Annotated in this window: 17 protein-coding genes; 13 read left to right on the top strand and 4 right to left on the bottom strand. The window is 68.9% G+C overall.

Going from position 1 to position 21,287, the window contains the following annotated elements; translation table 11 throughout:
• Positions 1-133 precede the first annotated feature (133 nt).
• The 4 genes from ACJ4V0_RS00150 (at position 134) to ACJ4V0_RS00135 (ending at position 7,528) form a co-directional block, all read left to right on the top strand.
• On the top strand, positions 134-2,470 hold the full coding sequence (locus tag ACJ4V0_RS00150) for a molybdopterin guanine dinucleotide-containing S/N-oxide reductase (RefSeq protein ID WP_448297514.1): 2,337 nt from the start codon (positions 134-136) through the stop codon (positions 2,468-2,470).
• A 66-nt stretch (positions 2,471-2,536) separates the two neighbouring features.
• Positions 2,537-4,276 (top strand): NADH-ubiquinone oxidoreductase-F iron-sulfur binding region domain-containing protein, encoded by a 1,740-nt coding sequence (locus tag ACJ4V0_RS00145; RefSeq protein WP_448297513.1) that lies wholly within the window; start codon positions 2,537-2,539, stop codon positions 4,274-4,276.
• Positions 4,273-7,080, top strand: coding sequence for a formate dehydrogenase subunit alpha (gene fdhF / locus ACJ4V0_RS00140; RefSeq protein ID WP_448297512.1), 2,808 nt, complete (start codon positions 4,273-4,275; stop codon positions 7,078-7,080). The genes ACJ4V0_RS00145 and fdhF overlap by 4 nt, the downstream gene beginning before the upstream one ends.
• Positions 7,081-7,123: 43 nt before the next feature.
• Positions 7,124-7,528 (top strand): DUF2177 family protein, encoded by a 405-nt coding sequence (locus ACJ4V0_RS00135; RefSeq protein ID WP_448297511.1) that lies wholly within the window; start codon positions 7,124-7,126, stop codon positions 7,526-7,528.
• Here the strand turns inward: ACJ4V0_RS00135 and ACJ4V0_RS00130 are convergent.
• Genes ACJ4V0_RS00130 through ACJ4V0_RS00115 form a run of 4 tightly spaced genes read right to left on the bottom strand, consistent with a single transcriptional unit; the run spans position 7,525 to position 10,556 of the window.
• Positions 7,525-8,556, bottom strand: coding sequence for an SAM-dependent methyltransferase (locus tag ACJ4V0_RS00130; RefSeq protein WP_448297510.1), 1,032 nt, complete (start codon positions 8,554-8,556; stop codon positions 7,525-7,527). The two genes, ACJ4V0_RS00135 and ACJ4V0_RS00130, sit on opposite strands and share 4 nt — an antisense overlap.
• Positions 8,557-8,560: 4 nt before the next feature.
• Positions 8,561-9,367 (bottom strand): DUF1295 domain-containing protein, encoded by an 807-nt coding sequence (locus ACJ4V0_RS00125; RefSeq protein ID WP_448297509.1) that lies wholly within the window; start codon positions 9,365-9,367, stop codon positions 8,561-8,563.
• The gene (locus tag ACJ4V0_RS00120; protein ID WP_448297508.1) at positions 9,364-9,993 is read right to left on the bottom strand and encodes a ChrR family anti-sigma-E factor; all 630 of its coding nucleotides are present in this window, start codon (positions 9,991-9,993) and stop codon (positions 9,364-9,366) included. The genes ACJ4V0_RS00125 and ACJ4V0_RS00120 overlap by 4 nt, the downstream gene beginning before the upstream one ends.
• A complete protein-coding gene (locus tag ACJ4V0_RS00115; RefSeq protein ID WP_448297507.1) occupies positions 9,990-10,556 on the bottom strand; it encodes a sigma-70 family RNA polymerase sigma factor in 567 nt (188 codons plus the stop codon). The genes ACJ4V0_RS00120 and ACJ4V0_RS00115 overlap by 4 nt, the downstream gene beginning before the upstream one ends.
• Before the next feature lie 192 nt (positions 10,557-10,748).
• On the opposite strand from ACJ4V0_RS00115, the gene ACJ4V0_RS00110 reads away from it, so the two are divergent.
• The 9 genes from ACJ4V0_RS00110 (at position 10,749) to ACJ4V0_RS00070 (ending at position 21,232) form a co-directional block, all read left to right on the top strand.
• Positions 10,749-12,095, top strand: coding sequence for an NAD(P)/FAD-dependent oxidoreductase (locus ACJ4V0_RS00110; protein WP_448297506.1), 1,347 nt, complete (start codon positions 10,749-10,751; stop codon positions 12,093-12,095).
• Positions 12,092-12,901 carry a DUF1365 domain-containing protein gene (locus ACJ4V0_RS00105; protein WP_448297505.1) on the top strand — a complete coding sequence of 270 codons (810 nt, stop codon included), beginning with the start codon at positions 12,092-12,094 and terminating at the stop codon, positions 12,899-12,901. Before ACJ4V0_RS00110 ends, ACJ4V0_RS00105 begins: the two co-directional genes overlap by 4 nt.
• A 223-nt stretch (positions 12,902-13,124) precedes the next feature.
• The gene (locus ACJ4V0_RS00100; RefSeq protein WP_448297504.1) at positions 13,125-13,940 is read left to right on the top strand and encodes a sugar phosphate isomerase/epimerase family protein; all 816 of its coding nucleotides are present in this window, start codon (positions 13,125-13,127) and stop codon (positions 13,938-13,940) included.
• 154 nt (positions 13,941-14,094) lie between these two features.
• Positions 14,095-15,735: an ABC transporter substrate-binding protein gene (locus ACJ4V0_RS00095; protein ID WP_448297503.1), complete on the top strand. Its 1,641-nt coding sequence runs from the start codon at positions 14,095-14,097 to the stop codon at positions 15,733-15,735.
• A 70-nt stretch (positions 15,736-15,805) separates the two neighbouring features.
• Positions 15,806-17,377: an ABC transporter substrate-binding protein gene (locus tag ACJ4V0_RS00090; protein ID WP_448297502.1), complete on the top strand. Its 1,572-nt coding sequence runs from the start codon at positions 15,806-15,808 to the stop codon at positions 17,375-17,377.
• Positions 17,378-17,383: 6 nt separating this feature from the next.
• A complete protein-coding gene (locus ACJ4V0_RS00085) occupies positions 17,384-18,445 on the top strand; it encodes an ABC transporter ATP-binding protein (protein ID WP_448297501.1) in 1,062 nt (353 codons plus the stop codon).
• The gene (locus ACJ4V0_RS00080; RefSeq protein ID WP_448297500.1) at positions 18,442-19,431 is read left to right on the top strand and encodes an ABC transporter ATP-binding protein; all 990 of its coding nucleotides are present in this window, start codon (positions 18,442-18,444) and stop codon (positions 19,429-19,431) included. The genes ACJ4V0_RS00085 and ACJ4V0_RS00080 overlap by 4 nt, the downstream gene beginning before the upstream one ends.
• Entirely contained in the window at positions 19,431-20,366 is a 936-nt protein-coding gene (locus ACJ4V0_RS00075; RefSeq protein WP_448297499.1) for an ABC transporter permease, read from the top strand. Before ACJ4V0_RS00080 ends, ACJ4V0_RS00075 begins: the two co-directional genes overlap by 1 nt.
• Entirely contained in the window at positions 20,363-21,232 is an 870-nt protein-coding gene (locus ACJ4V0_RS00070) for an ABC transporter permease (RefSeq protein WP_448297498.1), read from the top strand. Before ACJ4V0_RS00075 ends, ACJ4V0_RS00070 begins: the two co-directional genes overlap by 4 nt.
• Positions 21,233-21,287: the final 55 nt, after the last annotated feature.

Here is a 21,287-nt window from a genome sequence, read left to right as displayed (position 1 = left end):
AGAAGCCCGTTCAGCCGGACCTCGCGCGCGACAGCCGTGCCGATGCCGGAGTGGCGAAAGGTCCAACAATCTGTTGAATGGTGGCACATCCGCCCCGACCGCGACGCGGGGGGGACATCCCCGGGAGCCCCCGATGACCGAGACGCTCGACCGCCCCGATCCCGGCCTCGACCTGACCGACGGCTTTCGTCCCCACACCTCGCACTGGGGCGTGTTCTCCGCCCGCATGCGCGATGGCCGCCTCGACATACGCCCCTATGGCGGGGATCCCGACCCGAACGGCATCATCGACAACTTCCCCGGCGCGCTGCGCCATCGCGCCCGCATCGCCCAGCCGATGATCCGCCGCGGCTGGCTGGAGCGCGGTCCCGGCCCCGACGACCGGCGCGGACGCGATGAATTCGTGCCGGTGAGCTGGGACAAGGCGCTCGACCTGCTGGCGGGCGAACTGAAGCGGGTGCGCGACACAAGCGGGCCGGGCGCCGTCTTCGGCGGCTCCTATGGCTGGGCCAGCGCCGGCCGCTTCCACCACGCGCAGAGCCAGATCCACCGCTTCCTCAACATGGCGCTCGGCGGCTATGTGAAGTCGGTCAAGAGCTATTCCTCCGGCGCGTCCTCGGTGCTGCTGCCGCAGATCCTCTGCGGCTACGAGGACATCACCAAGCGCAACGTCACCTGGGAGCAGATCGCCACGGATACCGACGTCGTGCTGTCGTTCGGTGGCATGGCGCTGAAGAACTCGATGGTCGCCGGCGGCTCCATCAGCCAGCACGTCGAGCGCGGCGCCATGGCGGCGGCCAGGGCGCGCGGCTGCGAGTTCATCCTCATCAGCCCGCTCCGCGAGGACCTGCCCGAAGAGGCCGGTGCCGAATGGCTGACGGTCACCCCCGGCACCGATACGGCGTTGATGCTCGGCATCGTCCACACGCTGGTGAGCGAGGGCCTGCACGACCAGGCCTTCCTCGACCGCTACACCGAGGGCTGGCCGGTCTTCGCCCGCTATCTGACGGGCGAGAGCGACGGGGTCCGGAAGGACGCCGACTGGGCCTCGCGCATCTGCGGGATGAGCGCCGACACCATCCGCGCGCTGGCGCGGCGGCTTGCCGGACGCCGGTCGCTCATCGTGGTGTCGCACTCGCTGCAGCGCGCCGAGCATGGCGAGCAGCCGGTGTGGATGGCCATGGTGCTGGCGGCGGCTCTCGGCCAGATCGGTCTGCCGGGTGGCGGCTACGCCTATTCCCTCGGCGCCATCGGCTACTACGGCCGCCGCGCCAACGCGGTGCCGGGACCGACCCTGTCGCAGGGGCGCAACGGCGTCTCCGACTTCATTCCCGTGGCACGCATCGCCGACATGCTGCTGAACCCCGGAACGACCTATCGCTACAATGGCGAGACGCGGACCTACCCCGACATCCGGCTCGTCTACTGGGCCGGCGGCAATCCCTTCCACCATCACCAGGACCTCAACCGCCTGCGCAAGGCGTTCTCGAAGGTCGATACGCTGGTGGTGCACGAACTGGCCTGGACCGCCACGGCCCGCCATGCCGACATCGTGCTGCCCTGCACGATGTCGCTGGAGCGCGAGGACATCGGCTATTCCTCCAACGACCCGCTGATGGTGGCCATGCACCCGGTGGCGGAGCCCTATGGCCTTGCCCGCGACGATTACGCGATCTTCTCCGATCTCGCCGAAAGACTGGGGGCGGGCGAGACCTTCACCGAGGGACGGACGACGCGGCAATGGCTGGAACATCTCTACGAGCCCACCCGCACGGCGCTGGCCGCTCAGGGGCTGCCGGCACCGAGCTTCGAGGAGTTCTGGCAGCGCGGCAGCCTGACCGTGCCGCAGCATCCGGACGATGGCGGCCAGCTCCGCCGCTACCGCGAGGACCCCGAGGCGCACCCCGTACCGACACCGACCGGCCGGATCGAGATTCATTCGGCGAAGATCGCCGCTCACGGCGATGCGGACTGTCCCGGCCATCCGGTCTGGCTGGCCAAGAGCGACGTGCCGACGGCCGCGGCGCCGCTGTTCCTCGTCGCCAACCAGCCGGCGACGCGGCTGCACAGCCAGCTCGACTTCGGCGGCCACTCGACCGAGGCCAAGCACCGCGGCCGCGAGGTCGCGCGGATGAACCCCAGGGATGCCGAGGCGCGCGGCATCGCCGACGGCGATATCGTCAGGCTCTTCAATGCGCGCGGCGCCTGCCTCGCCGGAGTGCGCGTGACGGACGCCATCGCGGCGGGCATCGTCCAGCTCCCGACGGGTGCCTGGTATGACCCGGTCGACCCCGAGGAGGAGATGCCGCTGTGCGTTCACGGCAATCCGAACGTGCTGACGCGCGACGTCGGAACCTCGTCCTTCGCGCAGGGCTGCACCGGCCAGCTCACCACGGTCGAGGTGGAGAAATTCACCGCCAACCTGCCGCCGATCCAGGCCTTCGACCCGCCGGCCGCACCTCAGGCATGAGGCGAGGGCTCGCCTGCGGCAATCTTAGGGTTTGAATTGCCCGCCCGACCTGCCCACAATCTGGGCATGTCGGATCGGGATTCATCCAGGGAAGACGCGCAGGCATCGCAGGCAGGGCCGGCCGCCGCCTGGGCAGGCCGCGGCAAGGCCGCGACGCATACCCGCGGCCGCCCGCTCGACCTTGACGCGCTGGCGGAGGTCGAGACGCTGATCGGCAGCGCACCGCGGCGCGACCTGCTGATCGAGTATCTGCATCGGCTGCAGGATGCCCACGGACACCTCTCGGCGCGCCACATGCGCGCGCTCGCAGAGCAACTGCGGGTCGGACAGGCCGAGGTTTTCGAGGTGGCGAGCTTCTACCACCACTTCGACATCGTGAAGGAGGGCGAGACACCACCGCCTCCGGTCACCATCCGTGTCTGCAATTCCCTCCCCTGCATGATGGTCGGCGCGGAGGGGCTGCTGGCCGACCTCATCCGCCGCACCGACGCTCACGCCGTCCGTATCCAGGCCGTGCCCTGTGTTGGGCGCTGCGCCGATGCGCCGGTGGCGGTGGTGGCGCGCCATCCGGTCGGCACCGCCACGGCGGAGACCGTCGTCGCGGCGCTGCGGGCCGGACGTCGGGAAGATCGGCCCTCGCCTCTCGCCATCGGGCTTGCCGCCTATCGTGCGGCAGGCGGGTATCGGCTCCTCGGGTCCGTGCGGACGGATGCGGCGCGTCTCGACGAGGTCATCGCAACGATCTCCGATGCCGGCCTCAAGGGCCTCGGCGGCGCCGGCTTCCCCGCGGGTCGCAAGTGGCAGATCGTCAGGGGTTTTCCGGCGCCGCGCTTCATGACGGTCAATGCCGACGAGGGCGAGCCCGGCACCTTCAAGGATCGCCATCACCTCGAGCGCGACCCGCATCGCTTTCTCGAGGGCTGTCTCATCGCCGCCGAGGCAGTGGAGGCCGAGCGGATCGTCATTTACCTGCGCGACGAATATGCCGGCGTGCGGTTGCTTCTCGCGCGCGAGATCGGAGCGCTGGAGGAGGCGGGGCTGGCGAGGCCGGGACTGATCGATCTGCGCCGCGGGGCCGGCGCCTACATCTGCGGCGAGGAGAGCGCCATGCTCGAATCGATCGAGGGCAAGCGCGGCCTTCCGCGGCTGCGGCCGCCCTATATCGCCGAGCACGGGCTGTTTGGCGGCCCGACCCTCAACCACAATGTCGAGACGCTGGTCTGGGTCCGCGACATCGTTGAGCGGGGAGCCGCCTGGTTCGCCGGGCAGGGCATGAACGGCGCGACGGGCCTGCGCTCGTGGTCGATTTCCGGCCGGGTGCAATATCCCGGCGTCGTCGTGGCGCCGGCTGGAATCACGGCGGCAGAGTTGATCGCGAAGGCCGGCGGCATGGCCGAGGGCCACCGCCTGAAGGCCTACCTGCCGGGCGGTGCGTCGGGCGGCATCCTGCCGGCGTCACTCGCCCATCTGCCGCTCGATTTCGGCACGCTCGCAGAACACGGCTGCTTCGTCGGCAGCCATGCGCTCATCGTGCTGTCGGACCAGGACGACATCGGCAAGGTGGCGCTCAACCTCATGCAGTTCTTCCGGCACGAGAGCTGCGGCCAGTGCACGCCCTGCCGGGCCGGCACGGAGAAGGCCGCGACGCTCATGCAGGAGCCCGCCTGGGACCTCGACCTGCTCGCCGACCTCGCGACGGTGATGCAGGACGCGTCGATCTGCGGCCTCGGCCAGGCCGCGCCCAACCCGATGCTGTCGGCCATCCGTTTCTTCCGCTCCGAGGTGGTGCGGGAGCGACAGCCATGACCGGCAGCGCCGCGACCATCGCTCTCACCCTCGACGGGCAACCCGTATCGGCCCGCCCCGGCGAAACGCTCTGGGAGGTGGCGCGGCGGCACGGCACCGCGCTGCCCCACCTCTGCCACAGACCCGAAGCCGGCTATGTTCCGAATGGCAACTGCCGCGTCTGCGTCGTGGAGATCGACGGCGAGCGCACCTTGTCAGCGTCCTGCTGCCGCCGGGCGACAGAGGGCATGAACGTCAACACCTCCTCGCCGCGGGCGGAGAAGGCGCGGCGGCTGGTGATGGAGTTGCTGGTCGCGGATCAGCCAGCACAGGCCATCGCCCATGACCGGGCATCACCGCTCTGGCGTTTTGCCGACGAACTCGGGGTCCCGACCAGCCGGTTTCCTGCGCGCGCCGACAACGGTTCTCACCAGGCGCCGGATCTCAGCCATCCCGCCATGGCCGTCAATCTTGACGCCTGCATAGCCTGCGGCCTCTGCGCCCGCGCCTGCCGCGACGTCCAGGTCAACGACGTGATCGGCATGGGCTGGCGCGGCAGCCACCATGCACCCGTCTTCGATCTCGCCGACCCGATGGCGGCCTCCACCTGCGTCGCCTGTGGCGAGTGCGTGCAGGCCTGCCCCACCGGCGCGCTGATGCCGAAATCCATCGTCGATGAGGAGACGCAGGCGGGAGGCCGTGGCGCGGACCGCAGCGTGACATCCGTCTGCCCGTTCTGCGGCGTCGGCTGCCTCGTCTCCTTCGAGGTCCGCGACGGCCTGATAGCCTATGTGGAGGGCGTCGATGGTCCGGCCAACGAGGGTCGTCTCTGCGTCAAGGGGCGCTTCGGCTTCGACTATGTGGCGAGCCCGCAGCGCCTGACCGTGCCGCTGATCAGGCGTCCGGACGCTCCGAAAGGGCTGAATGTCGACCCGCGCAACCCCTTCACCCATTTCCGCGAGGCGACGTGGGAGGAGGCGCTGGACGCCGCCGCCGGTGGGATGCGGCGGGCGGCGGACGCCTACGGCAACAGGGCGGTGGCCGGCTTCGGCTCGGCGAAGTGCTCCAACGAGGAGGCCTATCTCTTCCAGAAGCTGATCCGCACCCGCTTCCATCACAACAATGTCGATCACTGCACGCGGCTCTGCCACGCCTCTTCGGTCGCGGCCCTCATGGAAGGAATCGGCTCGGGCTCGGTGACCGCACCCTTCACCGACGCGCTGAAGGCGGACGCGATCATCATCATCGGGTCCAACCCGACGGAGAACCACCCGGTCGCCGCGACCTATTTCAAGCAGGCGGCGCGGCGCGGTACGAAGCTGATCGTCATGGACCCGCGCGGCACGGCGATGAGGCGCTTCGCCAGCCACATGCTGCAGTTCCGTCCGGGGACCGATGTCGCCCTGCTCAACGCCATGATGCACGTCATCGTGACTGAAGGGTTGCACCACCGCGACTTCATCGCCGCCCGCGCCGAAGGCTTCGAGGACCTTACGGAGCATCTCGCGATCTGCTCGCCGGAGGCCATGGCGCCGATCTGCGGTATCGCGCCGGAGGCGATCCGCGCCGCGGCGAGTGCCTTCGCGAGGGCCGAGCGCGGCATGATCTTCTGGGGCATGGGGGTGAGCCAGCACACCCACGGCACCGACAATGCGCGCTGCCTCATCGCGCTGGCCATGCTCACCGGCAATGTCGGCCGCGAGGGCACCGGGCTTCACCCCCTGCGCGGGCAGAACAACGTGCAGGGCGCCTCCGATGCCGGCCTGATCCCCATGGTCTTCCCCGACTATGCGCGGGTCGGCATTGCGGAGCATCACGACCGCTTCGAGGCCCTGTGGGGCACGTCGCTCGATCGGGAGCCCGGCCTGACGGTCACCGAGATCATCGACGCCGTGGCGCGCGGGCAGATCCGAAGCATGTACATCATGGGCGAGAACCCGGCCATGTCGGACCCTGACCTCGCCCATGTCCGCGAGGCGCTGGCCGGCCTCGACCATCTGGTCGTCCAGGACATTTTCCTGACCGAGACGGCGATGCTCGCCGATGTCGTCCTGCCGGCGGCGGCCTGGCCGGAGAAGACCGGCACGGTGACCAACACCAACCGGCAGGTGCAGATGGGCCGCAAGGCGGTCGAGCCGCCGGGTCTCGCGCAGGAGGACTGGCGCATCATCCAGGGGCTGGCGCAACGGCTCGGCCTCGACTGGCGCTACGCCCATCCGCGCGAGGTCTTCGCCGAAATGCACCTCGCCATGCCCTCGCTCGCCAATATTTCCTGGGAGCGGCTGGAAGCGGAGAACAGCGTCACCTATCCGGTCGACGGGCCGGACCTGGCCGGTCACGCGATCGTTTTCGCGGAGACCTTCCCGACCGCCTCGCACCGGGCGCGGCTGGTGCCCGCGGATTACCGGCCCTCGGCCGAGACGACGGATGCCGACTATCCTTTCACGCTCACCACCGGGCGGCAGCTCGAGCACTGGCACACCGGCGCCATGACCCGGCGCGCGTCCGTGTTGTCGCGGCTGGAGCCCGAGGCGACGGCGAGCCTGCACCCCCTGGCGCTACGGGCGCTCGGCGTGGCGGCCGGCGACCGCGTCACCGTCACCACACGGCGCGGGACGATCACGCTGAAGACGCGGGCCGACGAGGCCTGCCAGCAGGACATGGTCTTCATCCCCTTCGCCTATGTGGAGGCGGCCGCCAACCTCCTGACCAATTCGGCGGTCGATCCCGACGGAAAAATTCCGGAATTCAAGGTGGCCGCAGCGCGGGTCGAGCGCGTTGTGACAGAGGCGGCCGGGCGCGAGGGGGACATTCCGACGCACTGAACCAGCCGAACAGCCAAGGCGTAGGACTGCCACGGAGGAACGGATGACCTATCTCGTCGGCTATGTGGCGTCGCTTGCGATGTTCGGGATCATCGATGCGATCTGGTTGTCGGTCATGGCCGGCATCCTCTACCGGCCGACACTCGGCGCCATCCTGCTGGACCGGCTACGCTGGGCCCCGGCGCTGATCTTCTACTTCGGCTTTCCGCTCGGCATCGTCCATTTCGCGGTGATGCCTGCACTGTCCACCGGCCAGCTCTTGCACGCCGTGGCCAACGGGGCGCTCTTTGGCCTCTTTGCCTATGCGACCTACGACCTCACCAACCATGCCACGCTGCGCGTCTGGACGCTGAAGCTCACCCTCGCCGACATGGCCTACGGAACCGTCGCCACGGGCCTCGCCGGCGCGGCCGGCTTCCTGGCGCTGCGCCAGCTCGGATGGACCTAGTTCTGGACGGGTGAAAGGCGGTAGTGGCTGACGCCCCATCGCGAACCGCCACGATGGCCGAACAGGCCTGACGTGGCGAGGAAGAAGAGCCTCCATCGCCGACGCCAAAGATCGGCATCGGCGCCATAGACGGATGCGAGGATCGGGTCGATCCGGGCCAGGTTGGCGTCGAAATTATTGAGCCAGTGCTCGGCGGTCAGCCGGTAGTGCTCGCCGCTCCAGCGCCAGTCTTCCTCGACCGTGAAGAGGTCGCTGAACTGCCTGACAAGGCCGTGGCTCGGCATCAGCCCGCCGGTGAAGAAGTGCTGGGCGATCCAGTCGGACCGGTCCCCGGTGTCGAAGCGGTAGCAGCCGTCGACATGGGTGAAGACGTGCAGGAAGAGACGCCCATCCGGCTCCAGCCAGCCCCGGATGCGGGCGAGCAGCGCGCGCCAGTTCGCCATGTGCTCGAACATCTCGACGGACACGACGCGGTCGAACCGGTCCGGCGACGAGAAGTCGTTCATGTCGGCGGTGACCACTGTGAGATTGGCGAGCCCCTCGCGCGCCGCCACGCCCTCGATATGGACCCGCTGCGACCGGGAGTTCGAGACGGCCATGATCGTGGAAGAGGGAAAGCGCCGGGCCATGGCGAGCGACAGCGAGCCCCAGCCGCAGCCGAGCTCGAGGACGCGCTGGCCGTCCCGCAGGTCAGCGTGGTCCATGGTCAGGGCGAGAGCCCGCTCCTCGGCCTCGGCGAGCGTGGCGTCCGGGCGATCGAAATAGCAGCTGGAATACTTGCGGTTCGGACCCAGAGCCTCGGCGAAGAACTCCGGCGGCAGCTCGTAGTGCTGGGCGTTTGCGGCATCGGCATGGATGGCGATGGGGAACCGCTCCATCCCGGCGGCGAAGGCGGCGTCGGTGCCCGATGGCACGTCTCGCAAGGCCCGGTCCGTCCGCCAGACCAGGCCGGCGATCGCGGCGCGGGTGACTACGTCGGGCAAGGAGGTTCTTTCACCCCACGCGGTCAGGCGCTCGACAAGAGACATGGCCTCAGGCCTCGGTACGGGGCGGCAGGGGCAGGAAGGCGCTGGTCCGCGCCTGATAGGCCCTGTACGCCTCGCCATACTTGCGGACCATGTGCTCCTCGAGCGGCGGGATGCCCGAGATGCGGGTCAGCAGAACGGTCATCGTCAGCGGCGCGAGGAGCGCCAGGAGACCGGCCGGATAGACCGCCGGCGCGAAGGCGATGACCGCAAAGGACGCCCACAGCACGCATTCGAAGAAGTAATTGGGGTGGCGGGAGTAGCGCCAGAGCCCCACGTCGCAGATGCGCCCGCGATTGGCAGGATCGGCCGCGAAGTCCCGGAGCTGGCGATCAGCGAGGCCCCCTCCGGCGATGCCAGCGGCGAAGACGAGCACGCCGAGGACATCCGATATGCCGAGCGGACCGGGGCGGTGCGCGGCGAGAACGATGGCGAGGCCGAGCGGCATGGCCGCCACGGCCTGGATCTGGAGGAGGCGGAACATGCCGGCGGCCACGTTGTCCCCATAGCTGCGCCGCATCGCGGCGTAGCGCGGGTCATCGGTGATGCCGCGGGTCCGCGAGGCGATGTGGAGACCGAGACGCAGCGCCCAGGCCGCGGCCAGGGCCGCCACCAGCAGGCGCCGCGCCATCGGCGCTTCGGCGAAGGGCAGAAGCGCTCCGATGGCGCCAACCGCCCCGAGGCCGAAGGTCCAGGTCACGTCGATCCAGCCGGAGTTGCCGGTGCGGCGCTCGACGAAGAAGGCGCCGGTCATGACCAGCGACATGGCGAGCAGGACGTAGACGGCCGCAAGCGCGGCACCGCTGGCTGTCACAGGCGGACCAGCGGCTGCAGCATGCGGCCGAGCCAGCCCTCGAAGACGACCTTTCCGGTCAGGGCGACAATGCAGGTGCAGCCGAGCTCCGGATCGACATGCGGGGTATGGGCGTGTTCCTCGTCGGCCTCGTCGAAGTCGCCGGCTGCGTAGCGGCCATGCTGGTGCTCGTAGGCCCCGTCGAGGATGGTGGTCCACTCGCAGCCGGTGTGACGATGCGCCGGCAGCCAGATGCCGGGCCTGGCGCGCAGCATGAAGACCCGCGCCTCCGCACCCGGTACCTCGACGCGCCTCAGCGCCACGCCCCGGCCGATCGGCATCCAGCGGCCGAGACGGTAAGGGGCGAGCACCGCAGGAAGCCCGAGCTCCGGCGATGTCGCCGCAGTCGGCGCGAGCGGGGCCGGCGTGGTATCGATCCGGGAGAGAACATCATCGCGAGACGAAGACGCCATCTCCACCGGCTCGATATCTTCCAGCATTGCTCCGCCGATAGCGACAAGGTCGCGATACTCGGCGGCAGAGCGTGGATTGACCGCGACATGGGCCGCCACGACGAGGGAGAGCCCTTCGTCGAGGGTACCGGCGGCAAAGGCGGCGAGGGTTTCCTGCGAGGGGCGACGGGTCATCGCAGATCCTCCAGAACGCCGCGAAGCTTGCCGAGAGCAAGGCGCAGGCGCGATTTCACGGTTCCAAGGGGAATGGACAGGCGCTGGGCCACGTCCTGATGGCTGAGCCCTTCGAGGAAGGCGAGTTGCACGACAGTCAACTGATCACCGCTGAGGTTTGTCAAAGCTGCGCGCACGCGCGCCTCCCGCTCGCGCCCCGACAACACCTGATCCGGCTGCTCGGGCGCCTCGTCGTCGACGATGTCGAGGACGTCTGGCAGCCGCGAGCGCTTCTCCCGTCGCGCGGCATCGATCCTGAGGTTGCGGGCGATGGCCGCGATCCAGGTCGAGGCGCCAGCCCGCTGCGGATCGAAAAGGCGCGCCTTGCGCCAGACCATCAGCAGCGTTTCCTGCGCCAGTTCCTCGGCGAGGTCGGCAGGCGTCCCCTGCCGCATCAGGAGGCCTTTCACGCGCGGCGCGAAATGATCGAACAGCGTCGCGAAGGCGCGGCGATCAGCCGATTCGGCGATCGCCTTGATCAGGGCATTGGCATCCATCAGAACGACACCGCCGCTGCGCCGCACCGGACGGCTCCGGGGCGGCGGGATGGGCACAGAGATGGCAAGTGCAGCGGACATGCCTCCTTTACGCGGACCCCGGGCGATCGGATCAGGTCATGCATGCGGTCCTGTCGCCCTCTGCTGACACCGATGAACCACGTGGCTCTCGGACCCGTATGAATTGGTCAGTTGGGCAACAAAGACAAGCGGCAGCAGATGAGCAGAGTGAGGCGACGGTCGGTCGCGGTGGTCGGTGGCGGCATTTCCGGGCTTTCGGCAGCGTGGCTGCTGGCCCGCTCGCACGAGGTCACCCTGTTCGAGCGTGACGCAAGGCTCGGCGGGCATGCCAACACGATAGACGTGCCGGGTTCCGACGGGGCGACGCTGGCCGTGGACACCGGCTTCATCGTCTTCAACGAAGCCACCTATCCGAACTTCTGCGCGCTGCTGGCGCATCTGGACGTACCTTCGCTGCGCACCGAGATGTCGTTCTCCGTATCCCTCGATGGCGGCCAGCTCGAATACAGCGGAACGAACCTCGCCGGCCTGTTCGCCCAGCGCCGCAACATTCTGAGGCCCCGCTTCTGGTCGATGCTGCAGGACCTGCTGCGCTTCTATCGGCAGGCACCACGGGACGCGGCCGGGCTTGACGACGGCTCGGTCTCGCTCGGCGACTACCTGCGCGCCGGTCGCTACGGCCAGGCCTTCCTCGACGACCACCTCCTGCCGATGGCCAGCGCCATCTGGTCGGCGCCCTGCGCCGAGATCCTGTCCTATCCCGCGTCGGCCTTCATCCGCTTCCACGACAATCACGGCCTCTTGAAGCTCGCCGGCCGTCCCGCATGGCGCACCGTGGTCGGCGGCAGCCGCGCCTATGTCGAGAAGCTGCGTGAGGACTTCGACGGAACCGCGTGGACCGGCGCGGAAGTCACATTGGTGCGACGCACTGGAGACGGGGCGGTCATTCGCCTGGCGGACGGGCACTTGCAGCGCTTCGACCACGTCGTCATGGCAACCCATGCCGACCACACGCTGCGCCTGCTCGATGACGCCAGCGACCTCGAACGTTCCGTCCTGGCGTCGTTCCGCTACAGCGAGAACGTCGCGGTCCTGCACAGCGACGCCGGCCTGATGCCCCAGCGGCGGGCCGCCTGGTCAAGCTGGAACCATATCGGCGACCGCCGCCGCCCCGACGACCCCTGCGCTGTCACCTACTGGATGAACCGTCTCCAGGGCCTTGGCGGCGACCGCGACCTGTTCGTCACGCTCAATCCGCCGGTCAGCCCCAAGCCCGAAACGATCATCCGGACCGAGTCCTACCGGCATCCCCTGTTCGATGCCGCGGCGATCGGTGCCCAGTCGCGGCTGTGGTCGCTGCAGGGGTTGCGCAATACATGGTTCTGCGGCGCGTATTTCGGCGCCGGCTTCCACGAGGACGGGCTCCAGGCCGGGCTTGCGGTCGCGGAGGACCTCGGCGGCGTCAGGCGTCCCTGGGAGGTCGCGGACGATTCGGGGCGCATCGCGCGTCACGTCCTGCCCCCCGCGCTGGTGGCGGCCGAGTGACGGCCCCGGCCTCATCCCTCTATGTCGGCTCGGTGTCCCACCGGCGCCTGCGGCCGCGGCCGCATGCGCTCTCCTACCGTGTCTTCTGGCTGCTGCTCGATCTCGACGAAATCGACGCGCTGGCGTCCCGTCTGCGCCTGTTTTCCCGCAATCGGTTCAACGTTTTCTCGTTTTACGACGCGGACTATGGCGACCGCAGCGGCAGCGACCTGCGGCAACAGGTCGAGGCGCGCCTGGCCGAGGCCGGTCTCGCCGTCCCCGGCGGTCCGATCCGGCTGTTCACCATGCCACGGATCCTCGGCTATGCCTTCAATCCCCTGAGCGTGTTCTTCTGCCATCGCCCGGACGGCGCGCTCGCCGCGACGGTCTATGAGGTTCATAACACCTTCGGAGAGACCCACTTCTATGTGATGGCGGCGGACGGGGACGGGCAGCCGATCGTGCAGGAGAGCCGCAAGGCCTTCCATGTCTCGCCGTTCCTCGACCGCTCGATGGATTACCGGTTCAGGCTCGTCCCCCCGGGCGACGCCGTGTCCGTCGTGATCCGGGCCACCGACGCATCGGGACCGATGCTGATGGCGTCGCTCGCCGGCAAGCGCCGGCCCCTCAGCGACCGCATTCTCCTGCGGCTTCTCGCCAGCCATCCGATGCTGACCCTGAAGGTGACAGCGGCCATCCACTGGCACGCCCTTCGGCTCGTCCTGAAACGCATCGCGGTCGTCCGCCACCCGGGGCCTGCGGAGGCGCCCGTCACCACCGGCCGCCAGATAGCGTCAGGACGCACGCTCGGACAGCCCGGATCCTAAATTAGAGTTCCTAGACCGTCACAGCTTTGTAGCCGGCAATAATTCGGCGTCCCGTTGCCATTACTCGGGCACACGCAGACCGGATGGCGAGCGAGGGACCGGAGCCCCGCGAGACACGCATGGGACCTTTGCCGGCGTGGTCCTGTCATCGCCCTGTCGTGGCGCCGGGACATGAGGACGCGTTGCTCCCGGCGGCGCGGCCGCCCCATACCGGATCGCTCCCATGTCACTTCCCGTACTCGGCGTCGCCCTTCCGCTCGAAGGCCTGCGCCAGCATCGCTCCTGGATTCTCGACAGCCAACGTGACCTCGAGGTCCAGGACTTCTTCTGGGCCGAGGTCCTCAACGGCGACTGGAAGCCGCTGGCCGAAGCCATCAAGGCCGAACTCGACGGCTATCGCGGCCGGCTCGGCATCCATGGCCCCTTCTGGGGCTTCACTGTCGCCAGCCTCGATCCCGACATCCGCGCCGTCGTCAGGAAGCGCATGGCGCAGGGCCTCGACGTCTGCGCGGCGCTGGGCGCCACCCAGATGGTCATCCACTCGCCCTACACGACCTGGGACTACAACAACCTCGACTACAATCCCGGTTCCCGCGACAAGGTGATCGAGCGCGCCCACGACACGCTGGCCGAGGCCGTCCGCCGCGCTGAGGACATGGGCGTCGTGCTCGTCATCGAGAACATCGAGGATCGCAATCCCGCCGAACGCGTCGCCCTGGCGAAGTCCTTCGACAGCCCGGCGGTGCGCGTGTCTATCGACACCGGCCACGCCAACTACGCCTACACCTCCACCGGCGCGCCGCCGGTCGACTACTACGTCACCGCCGCCGGCGACATGCTGCATCACGTCCACCTGCAGGACTCCGACGGCTATGCCGACCGGCACTGGAACCCCGGCGAGGGCACGATCGCCTGGCCCCAGTTGTTCCGCGCCCTCGCGACGGTGACCAGCCAGCCGCGCCTCATCCTCGAGGTTCGCAACAAGGAAACGGTGCGCGCCGGCGCTGAATACCTGATCGGCCTCGGGCTGGTCCAGTAGCCGGCAAAGTGTCGTGACCCCGCCGTCATCAACATGACATGGCGGGGTCACAGCGCCGTTATGCCGGGAGGCTAGAGCACCGGCGAAGGATGGCCGCGGCCGCGCCCGAGCGCCGCCACACAGACGCCATTCCCAGCACCAGGACAAGGCGACCATGACGCACTCAACCTCCCGGCGTTCCGTTCTCTGGATGGGCGGCGCAACGATTGCCGCCCCCTTCGTGCCGCGCTTCGCGCTGGCGCAGTCCGACAATCGCCCGGCGATCACCATCGCCGTCCAGAAGATTGTCAATTCCAACGTTCTCGACGTGCTGCGCGAGCAGTCGAATGTCGGCGAACGCGTCTTCTTCACCTCCCTCTGGGAAGCCCTCATCAGCCGTGACTGGCTCGGCAACCTGATGCCGCAGCCGGGACTTGCCACCGAGTGGCGCCGCGTCGACGACCAGACCGTCGAGCTGAAGCTGCGCCAGGGCGTGAAGTTCCACAACGGCGACGAGATGACCTCGGAGGATGTGGTCTTCACCTTCTCGCGCGAGCGAATGTTCGGCAACACCCAGGCGAAGAACCGTTCGACGCTGAAGGCCTTCGAGAACATTCCGGCGCCGCGTCCCGGCAAGGAACTGCCCGGCGAGATTCCCGCCGTCGCCCGCCGCGCCTGGCCGGACCTGCTGCGCGTCGACGCCGTGGACCGATACACGGTGCGTTTCGTCAACGCGACGCCGGACGTGACCCTGGAGGGACGCCTTTCCCGCTACGGTTCCGACATCATGAGCCGGCGCGGCTGGGAAGAGGCTGCGAGCTATCTCGACTGGGCCCGCAAGCCCATCACCACCGGCCCCTACAAGGTGGCCGAGTTCCGCCCCGACACCTCGCTGCTGCTGGTCGCCCATGACGAATACTGGGGCGGGCGTCCGCCGCTGAAATCGATCCGCTTCGTCGAGGTTCCGGAAGTGGCGAGCCGCGTCGCGGGCCTTCTGTCCGGACAGTACCAGTTCGCCTGCGACATCCCGCCGGACCAGATCGGCGAGATCGAGAAGAACGCGGCCTTCGAGGTGCAGGGCGGCACGATCCAGAACCACCGTCTCACCTGCTTCGACAAGAACAACGCCCAGCTCGCCAATCCGCTGGTCCGCCGCGCCTTCACCCATGCCATCGACCGCCAGGCCATCGTCGATTCCCTGTGGGCCGGCCGCACCAAGGTGCCGGCGGGACTGCAGTGGGACTTCTACGGCGACATGTTCCACGCCGACTGGAAGGTTCCCGAGTACGACCCGAAGATCGCCCGCGATCTCCTCCGTCAGGCCGGCTACAAGGGCGACCCGATCACTTACCGGGTCCTAAACAACTACTACACCAACCAGAACCCGACCTCGCAGATCCTGACCGAGATGTGGCGGTCCGTCGGCCTCAACGTGCAGATGCAGACGGTGGAGAACTGGAGCCAGATCATGGTGCGCGGACCGGAGCGCGCGGTGCGCGACTGGTCGAATTCGGCCCCCTTCAACGATCCGGTGTCGTCGCTGGTGAACCAGCACGGCCCCAACGGCCAGCAGCAGCAGATCGGCGAGTGGACCAATGCCGAGATGAACACGCTCTGCGAGGTTCTGGAGACCTCGACCGACCGGGCGCTCCGCCGCAAGTCCTTCCGCCGCATGCTGGAGATCTGCGAGCGCGAGGACCCCGCCTACACGGTGCTGCACCAGAATGCGACCTTCACCGCCAAGGCGAAGTCGATCCGCTGGAAGACCGCTCCGGCCTTCGCCATGGACTTCCGTCCCGGCAATTTCGCGGCCTGATCACCGCACAAGGGGCCGACCGGCGACGCCGGCCGGCCCCTGCGTTTTTCCGCCTGGAGCAAGACATCCGATGACCGAGGCCCGTTCCACAACCTCCCGCCGAACCCTTCTCAAGGCATCCGGCGCGGCCCTCGCCACGGCGTCCCTGGGGCTACCCGGAACCGCCCTGGCGCAGGGCGCCGGTCGCCGCGTCACGGTTGCGATGCCGGTCAGCCCGCGCTCGCTCGAGCCGGTGCGCGAGGTCTCTAACGTCCTGTTCCGCACCGCCTACAACATCTTCGACACGCTGATCGCCGTTGACTATCGCGACAATGCGAAGCTGAAGCCGGGGCTCGCCACCGCCTGGCGCCGCACCGAGCCGCGCGTGCTGGAACTCGACCTGCGCGAAGGCGTCCGATTCCACAACGGCGACATCCTCACCGCAGAGGACGTCGCCTTCACCTTCGGCCCCGAGCGCGTCGCAGACCCCAAGGCGCCCGGTCACGCGCTGAGCCGGCCCTTCCTCGGCACGATCGAGCGAGTCGAGGCTATCGGACCGCTCAAGGTGCGCGTCGTCACCCGCGCGCCCGACCCGCTCATCGAGCAGCGGCTCGCCGGCTGGGGCTCGCAGATCATCTCCAGGCGCGCCTTCCTCGCCGCGGGCTCCTTCGATGCCTGGGAGAAGGCGCCGGTCGGAACGGGACCCTTCGCGGTGGCGGAGTTCAAGATCGACCAGCACCTGACGCTCAAGGCCCACGACGCCTATTTCGGCGGCGCACCGACCGTGCGCGAACTCGTTTTCCGGATCGTTCCGGAGCTGTCGAGCCGGCTCAACGCCCTGTCCACCGGCGAGGCCGACATCATCACCGAGCTGTCCCCGGACCATTTCCGCACGGTGGAGGCGATGGCCGGCCGGGAGATCGCCGGAGGCCCGATCCAGAACATCCGCGTCCTTGTCTTCGACAAGAACCATCCGGTTCTGGCGGATGTCCGCATCCGCCGCGCCCTTGGCCTCGCCATCGACCGCAAGGCGATCGTCGATGCGCTCTACGGCGGCCGCACGACCGTTCCTCCCGGACACCAGAACCCGGCCTATGGCGACCTCTACATGCCCGACTATCCGGCCCCCGGCTTCGACCCCGACAAGGCCCGCGCCCTGGTCAAGGCGGCCGGCTATGCCGGCCAGCCGATCCCCTACCGCATCTTGCCCAACTACTACACGCTGCAGCTCCAGACGGCGCAGATCCTGGTCGAGATGTGGCGTCAGGTCGGTCTCAACATCGATCTCCAGGTGCGCGAGAACGTCGGCGCCGTGGTCAACCCGCCGGAAGGCCGCGGCATCCGGGACTGGTCCAACACCATCTTCTGGAACGACCCGGCGGGCGTGCTGGTCCGCCTTTTCGGCCCCAACGGCCCGACGCAGCGGGTCTACAAGGAATGGACGAACGCCGAGTTCAACGAGAAGGCAGCGGTCCTCACCTCCAGCCTCGACACGGCGGAGCGCAAGGCCGCGTTCCGCCGCATGCTGGAAATCTTCGATACAGAGGACCCGGCCGGAACGGTGCTGCATGACCTGACCATGTTCTACGGCAAGCGGAAGGACGTGCCCTGGCATCCCTATCCGATTGAGCACATGGACTTCCGCCCGGCGAACATGGGCTGACGGCCGATGGCGTCCGACACACCCCACGCCTCCGACACGCCTCTCGTGCGTATCGAGAACCTGAACGTCGCGTTCTCCGGCGTGCCGGCCCTGCGCGGCATCGACCTGCACGTCGGGCGCGGCGAGGCCCTCGGCCTCGTCGGCGAATCCGGGTCCGGCAAATCGGTCACCTGGCTCGCAGCGCTCAGCCTGCTGCCGGTCAAGGCGCGGATCACCGGCAGCGTGACGCTCGACGGCATGGAACTGATCGGCGCCCCGCCCACCTCCCTCGACGAGGTGCGCGGCGGCCGCATCGCCATGATCTTCCAGGACCCGGCGAGCGCCCTGAACCCGGTGCTGACCGTCGGCCGACAGATCGGAGAGGCGCTCGCCCTGCACACCAACCTCTCCGGCGCGGGCCTGAGGGCCGAAGCGAAGCGTCTCGTCGAACTCGTCGGCATTCCCGACGCCGCCCGCCGGCTCGATGCCTATCCGCACGAGTTCTCCGGCGGCCAGAACCAACGCGTCATGATCGCCATGGCGCTCGCCGGCCGCCCCGACCTGCTGGTGGCCGACGAGCCGACAACGGCCCTCGACGTCACGATCCAGGCGCAGATCCTCGAGCTTTTGCGCACCGTGCGGCGCGAGTTCAACATGGCGCTGGTGCTCATCAGCCATGATCTCGGGGTGATCGCCGAGACCTGCGACCGCGTCGCCGTCATGTATGCCGGACGCATCGTCGAGGAGGCCGGCGCGGCCGCCCTCTTCGACGAGGCCCGCCACCCCTATGCGCAGGGCCTGATCGGCTCGCTGCCGCCGCTTGCCGGGCCGCGACGCCGCCTGACCTCGATCCCCGGCGTGGTGCCCGATCCGCGCCATCTGCCGTCCGGCTGCGCTTTCGCGCCGCGCTGCGCCATCGCCCGACCGGCCTGCGGCGAGAGCGACCCGCGCCTGACCGCGATGGGCCAGGGGCACCGCGCCGCCTGCCTGCGCGCGGGCGAAGCGACGACGCCTGACGCTCGCGAACCGCTGCAGGCCGCCATGCCTAAGACGCCCGCCGCGCTCCGTCCGGAGGCCATGTCGGCATGATCCCCTCTCTCGTGACGGCGAAGAACCTCGCCCGCACCTATCACCTGCGTCGCGGCCTGTTCGGCTCTTCGGTCGCCGTGCGCGCGGTCGACGGGGTCAGCCTGCGCGTCGCCGCGGGCGAGACGCTCGGGATTGTCGGTGAATCGGGATCGGGCAAGTCGACCCTCGGCCGCATGGTCCTCGGCCTCGAGCGGCCGGACGAAGGCACCGTCCACTTCGACGGCGCCCCAATGCCGGAACCCTTCACGGCGGAATGGCGCCGCTCGCGCGCCCGCATGCAGATGATCTACCAGGATCCGCTCGGCGCGCTCGACCGCCGGCTCACCATTCTCGACCAGGTGCGCGAGCCGGCCGATATTCATCAGCGCGGGGCCGCGGCGGAGCGGGGCGAGGCGGCCCTTGCCATGCTCGGCCGGGTCGGGCTGTCACGCCATCTCGCCGGCCGCTATCCGCACGAACTGTCCGGGGGCCAGCGCCAGCGCGTGGTGCTGGCGCGCGCCCTGATGACCGAGCCGGCCTTCCTCGTCTGCGACGAGCCGGTTTCGGCCCTCGACGTCTCGATCCAGGCGCAGGTGGTCAATCTTCTGATCGACCTGCAGGAGGAATTCCGCCTCGCCATGCTGTTCATCAGCCACGACCTCAGGGTCGTGCGGCAGGTCAGCCGGCGCGTCGCGGTCATGTATCTCGGCCGCTTCGTCGAGGAGGGCGATGCCGACGACCTCTTCGCCGAGCCCCGGCACCCCTACACCCGCGCCCTCGTCTCCGCCGCGCCGGCGCCAGGCGCCAAGGACGAACGCATCGTGCTCACCGGCGAACCGCCCAATCCGGCCAACCGGCCGTCGGGCTGCGCCTTCCACCCCCGCTGCCCGCTCGCCGTTGCACGCTGCCGCGCCGAGAGCCCGGCGCTGCGCACCATGGCAGGCGGACGGCGCGTCGCCTGCCACCTTGCGGGCGATGCCGCCGACCAGTCCCGCGAGGCCGCCTGATGCTGCGCTTCTTCGCCCTGCGCCTCCTGCGCGCCTTCATCACCATCGCGCTGGTGGTGACCTTCGCCTTCATCGTGCTGCGGCTGTCCGGCGACCCGGCCCTCATCATCCTCGGACCCGAATCGGCGCCGGAGGCCATCGCCGCCTTCCGCAAGGCCTGGGGTCTCGATGAACCGCTCTGGCGCCAGTACTTCAGCTATTTCGGCGCCATCGCCCAGGGCGAACTCGGCCGGTCCATGCGCGACGGCCGTGCGGCGATCGACCTCGTCGCCGAGCGCATTCCCGCAACCCTGACGCTGACCCTGCCCGCCCTCGCCCTCAAGCTGGGCATCGGCATTCCCGCCGGAATCTTCGCGGCCCTGAACCGCGGCAGCCTCGCCGACCGGCTCGTCATGCTGTTGTCGGTGGCAGGCTTCACCGTGCCGAGCTTCGTTCTCGGTCTCGTGCTGGTCCTGATCTTTGCGGTGCAACTCGGCTGGCTGCCCTCGGGCGGGCAGGACAGCTGGCGTCACGCCATCCTTCCCGTCATCACGCTCGGCATCGGCGGCGCGGCCGTGCTGGCCCGCTTCACCCGCAGCGCCATGCTGGAAGTGCTTGGCCAGCCCTATGTGCGCACCGCCAGCGCCAAGGGCGTGCCGTGGCGGCGCGTCGTTATCGGCCACGCGCTTCCCAACGCCACCATCCCGACCGTCACCATCATCGGCTTCATGGTCGGCTCGCTGATCGCCGGGGCCGTGGTGGTGGAGAGCGTCTTCTCCTGGCCCGGCGTCGGCCGGCTTCTCGTGGTCGCCGTCGCCAACCGCGACCTCGCCGTCGTCCAGTGCATCCTGCTGCTGGTGGCCGCGACGATGGTCACGTCCAACCTGATCGTCGATTTTCTCTACGGCTTCCTCGACCCCCGCCTCAGGCATTCCGGCGCAAGGAGCGGATCATGACCGACCAGACGCTGCAGGACGGCGCCGAACAGCGCGCCGGCTGGCTGTCGGGGTTTGCCGGCATTCCGCCGCTGGTCTGGCTGGCCCTCGTCTGGCTCGTCGGCATGATCGTGGTGGCGCTCGCCGCCGACCTGATCACGCCCTATTCCTACACCGCGCCGAACCTGCGCAACCGGCTCGCCGCCCCCGGCCACCCGCTGCACTGGCTCGGCACCGACGAACTCGGACGCGACGTGCTGTCGCGCCTCATCGTCTCCATCCGCATCTCGCTGCTGATCGCCTTCGGCGCCAGCCTGATGTCGGCGGTGCTGGGGACGACGCTCGGTTTCCTCGCGGCCTATTTCCGCGGTTTTGTCGAGCAGGTCGTGCTGATGCTCGCCGATTTCCAGGCGAGCATGCCCTTCCTCATCATGGCGCTTGCCGTGCTCGCCTTCTTCGGCAGTTCGCTGCCGCTGCTGATCGGCCTCATGGGCTTCTTCGGCTGGGAGCGCTATGCGCGCATCTCGCGCGGGCTTGCGATCTCCGCCAGCGCGCAGGGCTATGCCTCGGCGGTCACCCAGCTCGGCGCCTCGCCGACGCGGGTCTATCTCAAGCACATCCTGCCGAACATCGCCTCGACGCTGATCGTCTCGATGACGCTGGTCTTTCCCGAGGTCATCCTGCTGGAGAGCGGCCTGTCCTTCCTCGGCCTCGGCGTCCAGCCGCCCATGACCAGCCTCGGCAACATGGTCGGCTACGGGCGCGAGTACATCACCCGTGCGCCGTGGATCATGCTGGCCCCGGCCGCGACCATCGTGGTGACGACGCTGGCCGTCTCGATCCTCGGCGACTGGCTGCGCGACCGGCTGGACCCGACGCTGCGCTAGGGCCACGCGGCGACGCATCGCCGCCATGCGGAAGGCGCGGTAGTCTTGACGCGCC

Source organism: Phreatobacter aquiterrae, from assembly GCF_053471285.1.
This window is presented reverse-complemented; position numbering and strand designations above follow the sequence as displayed.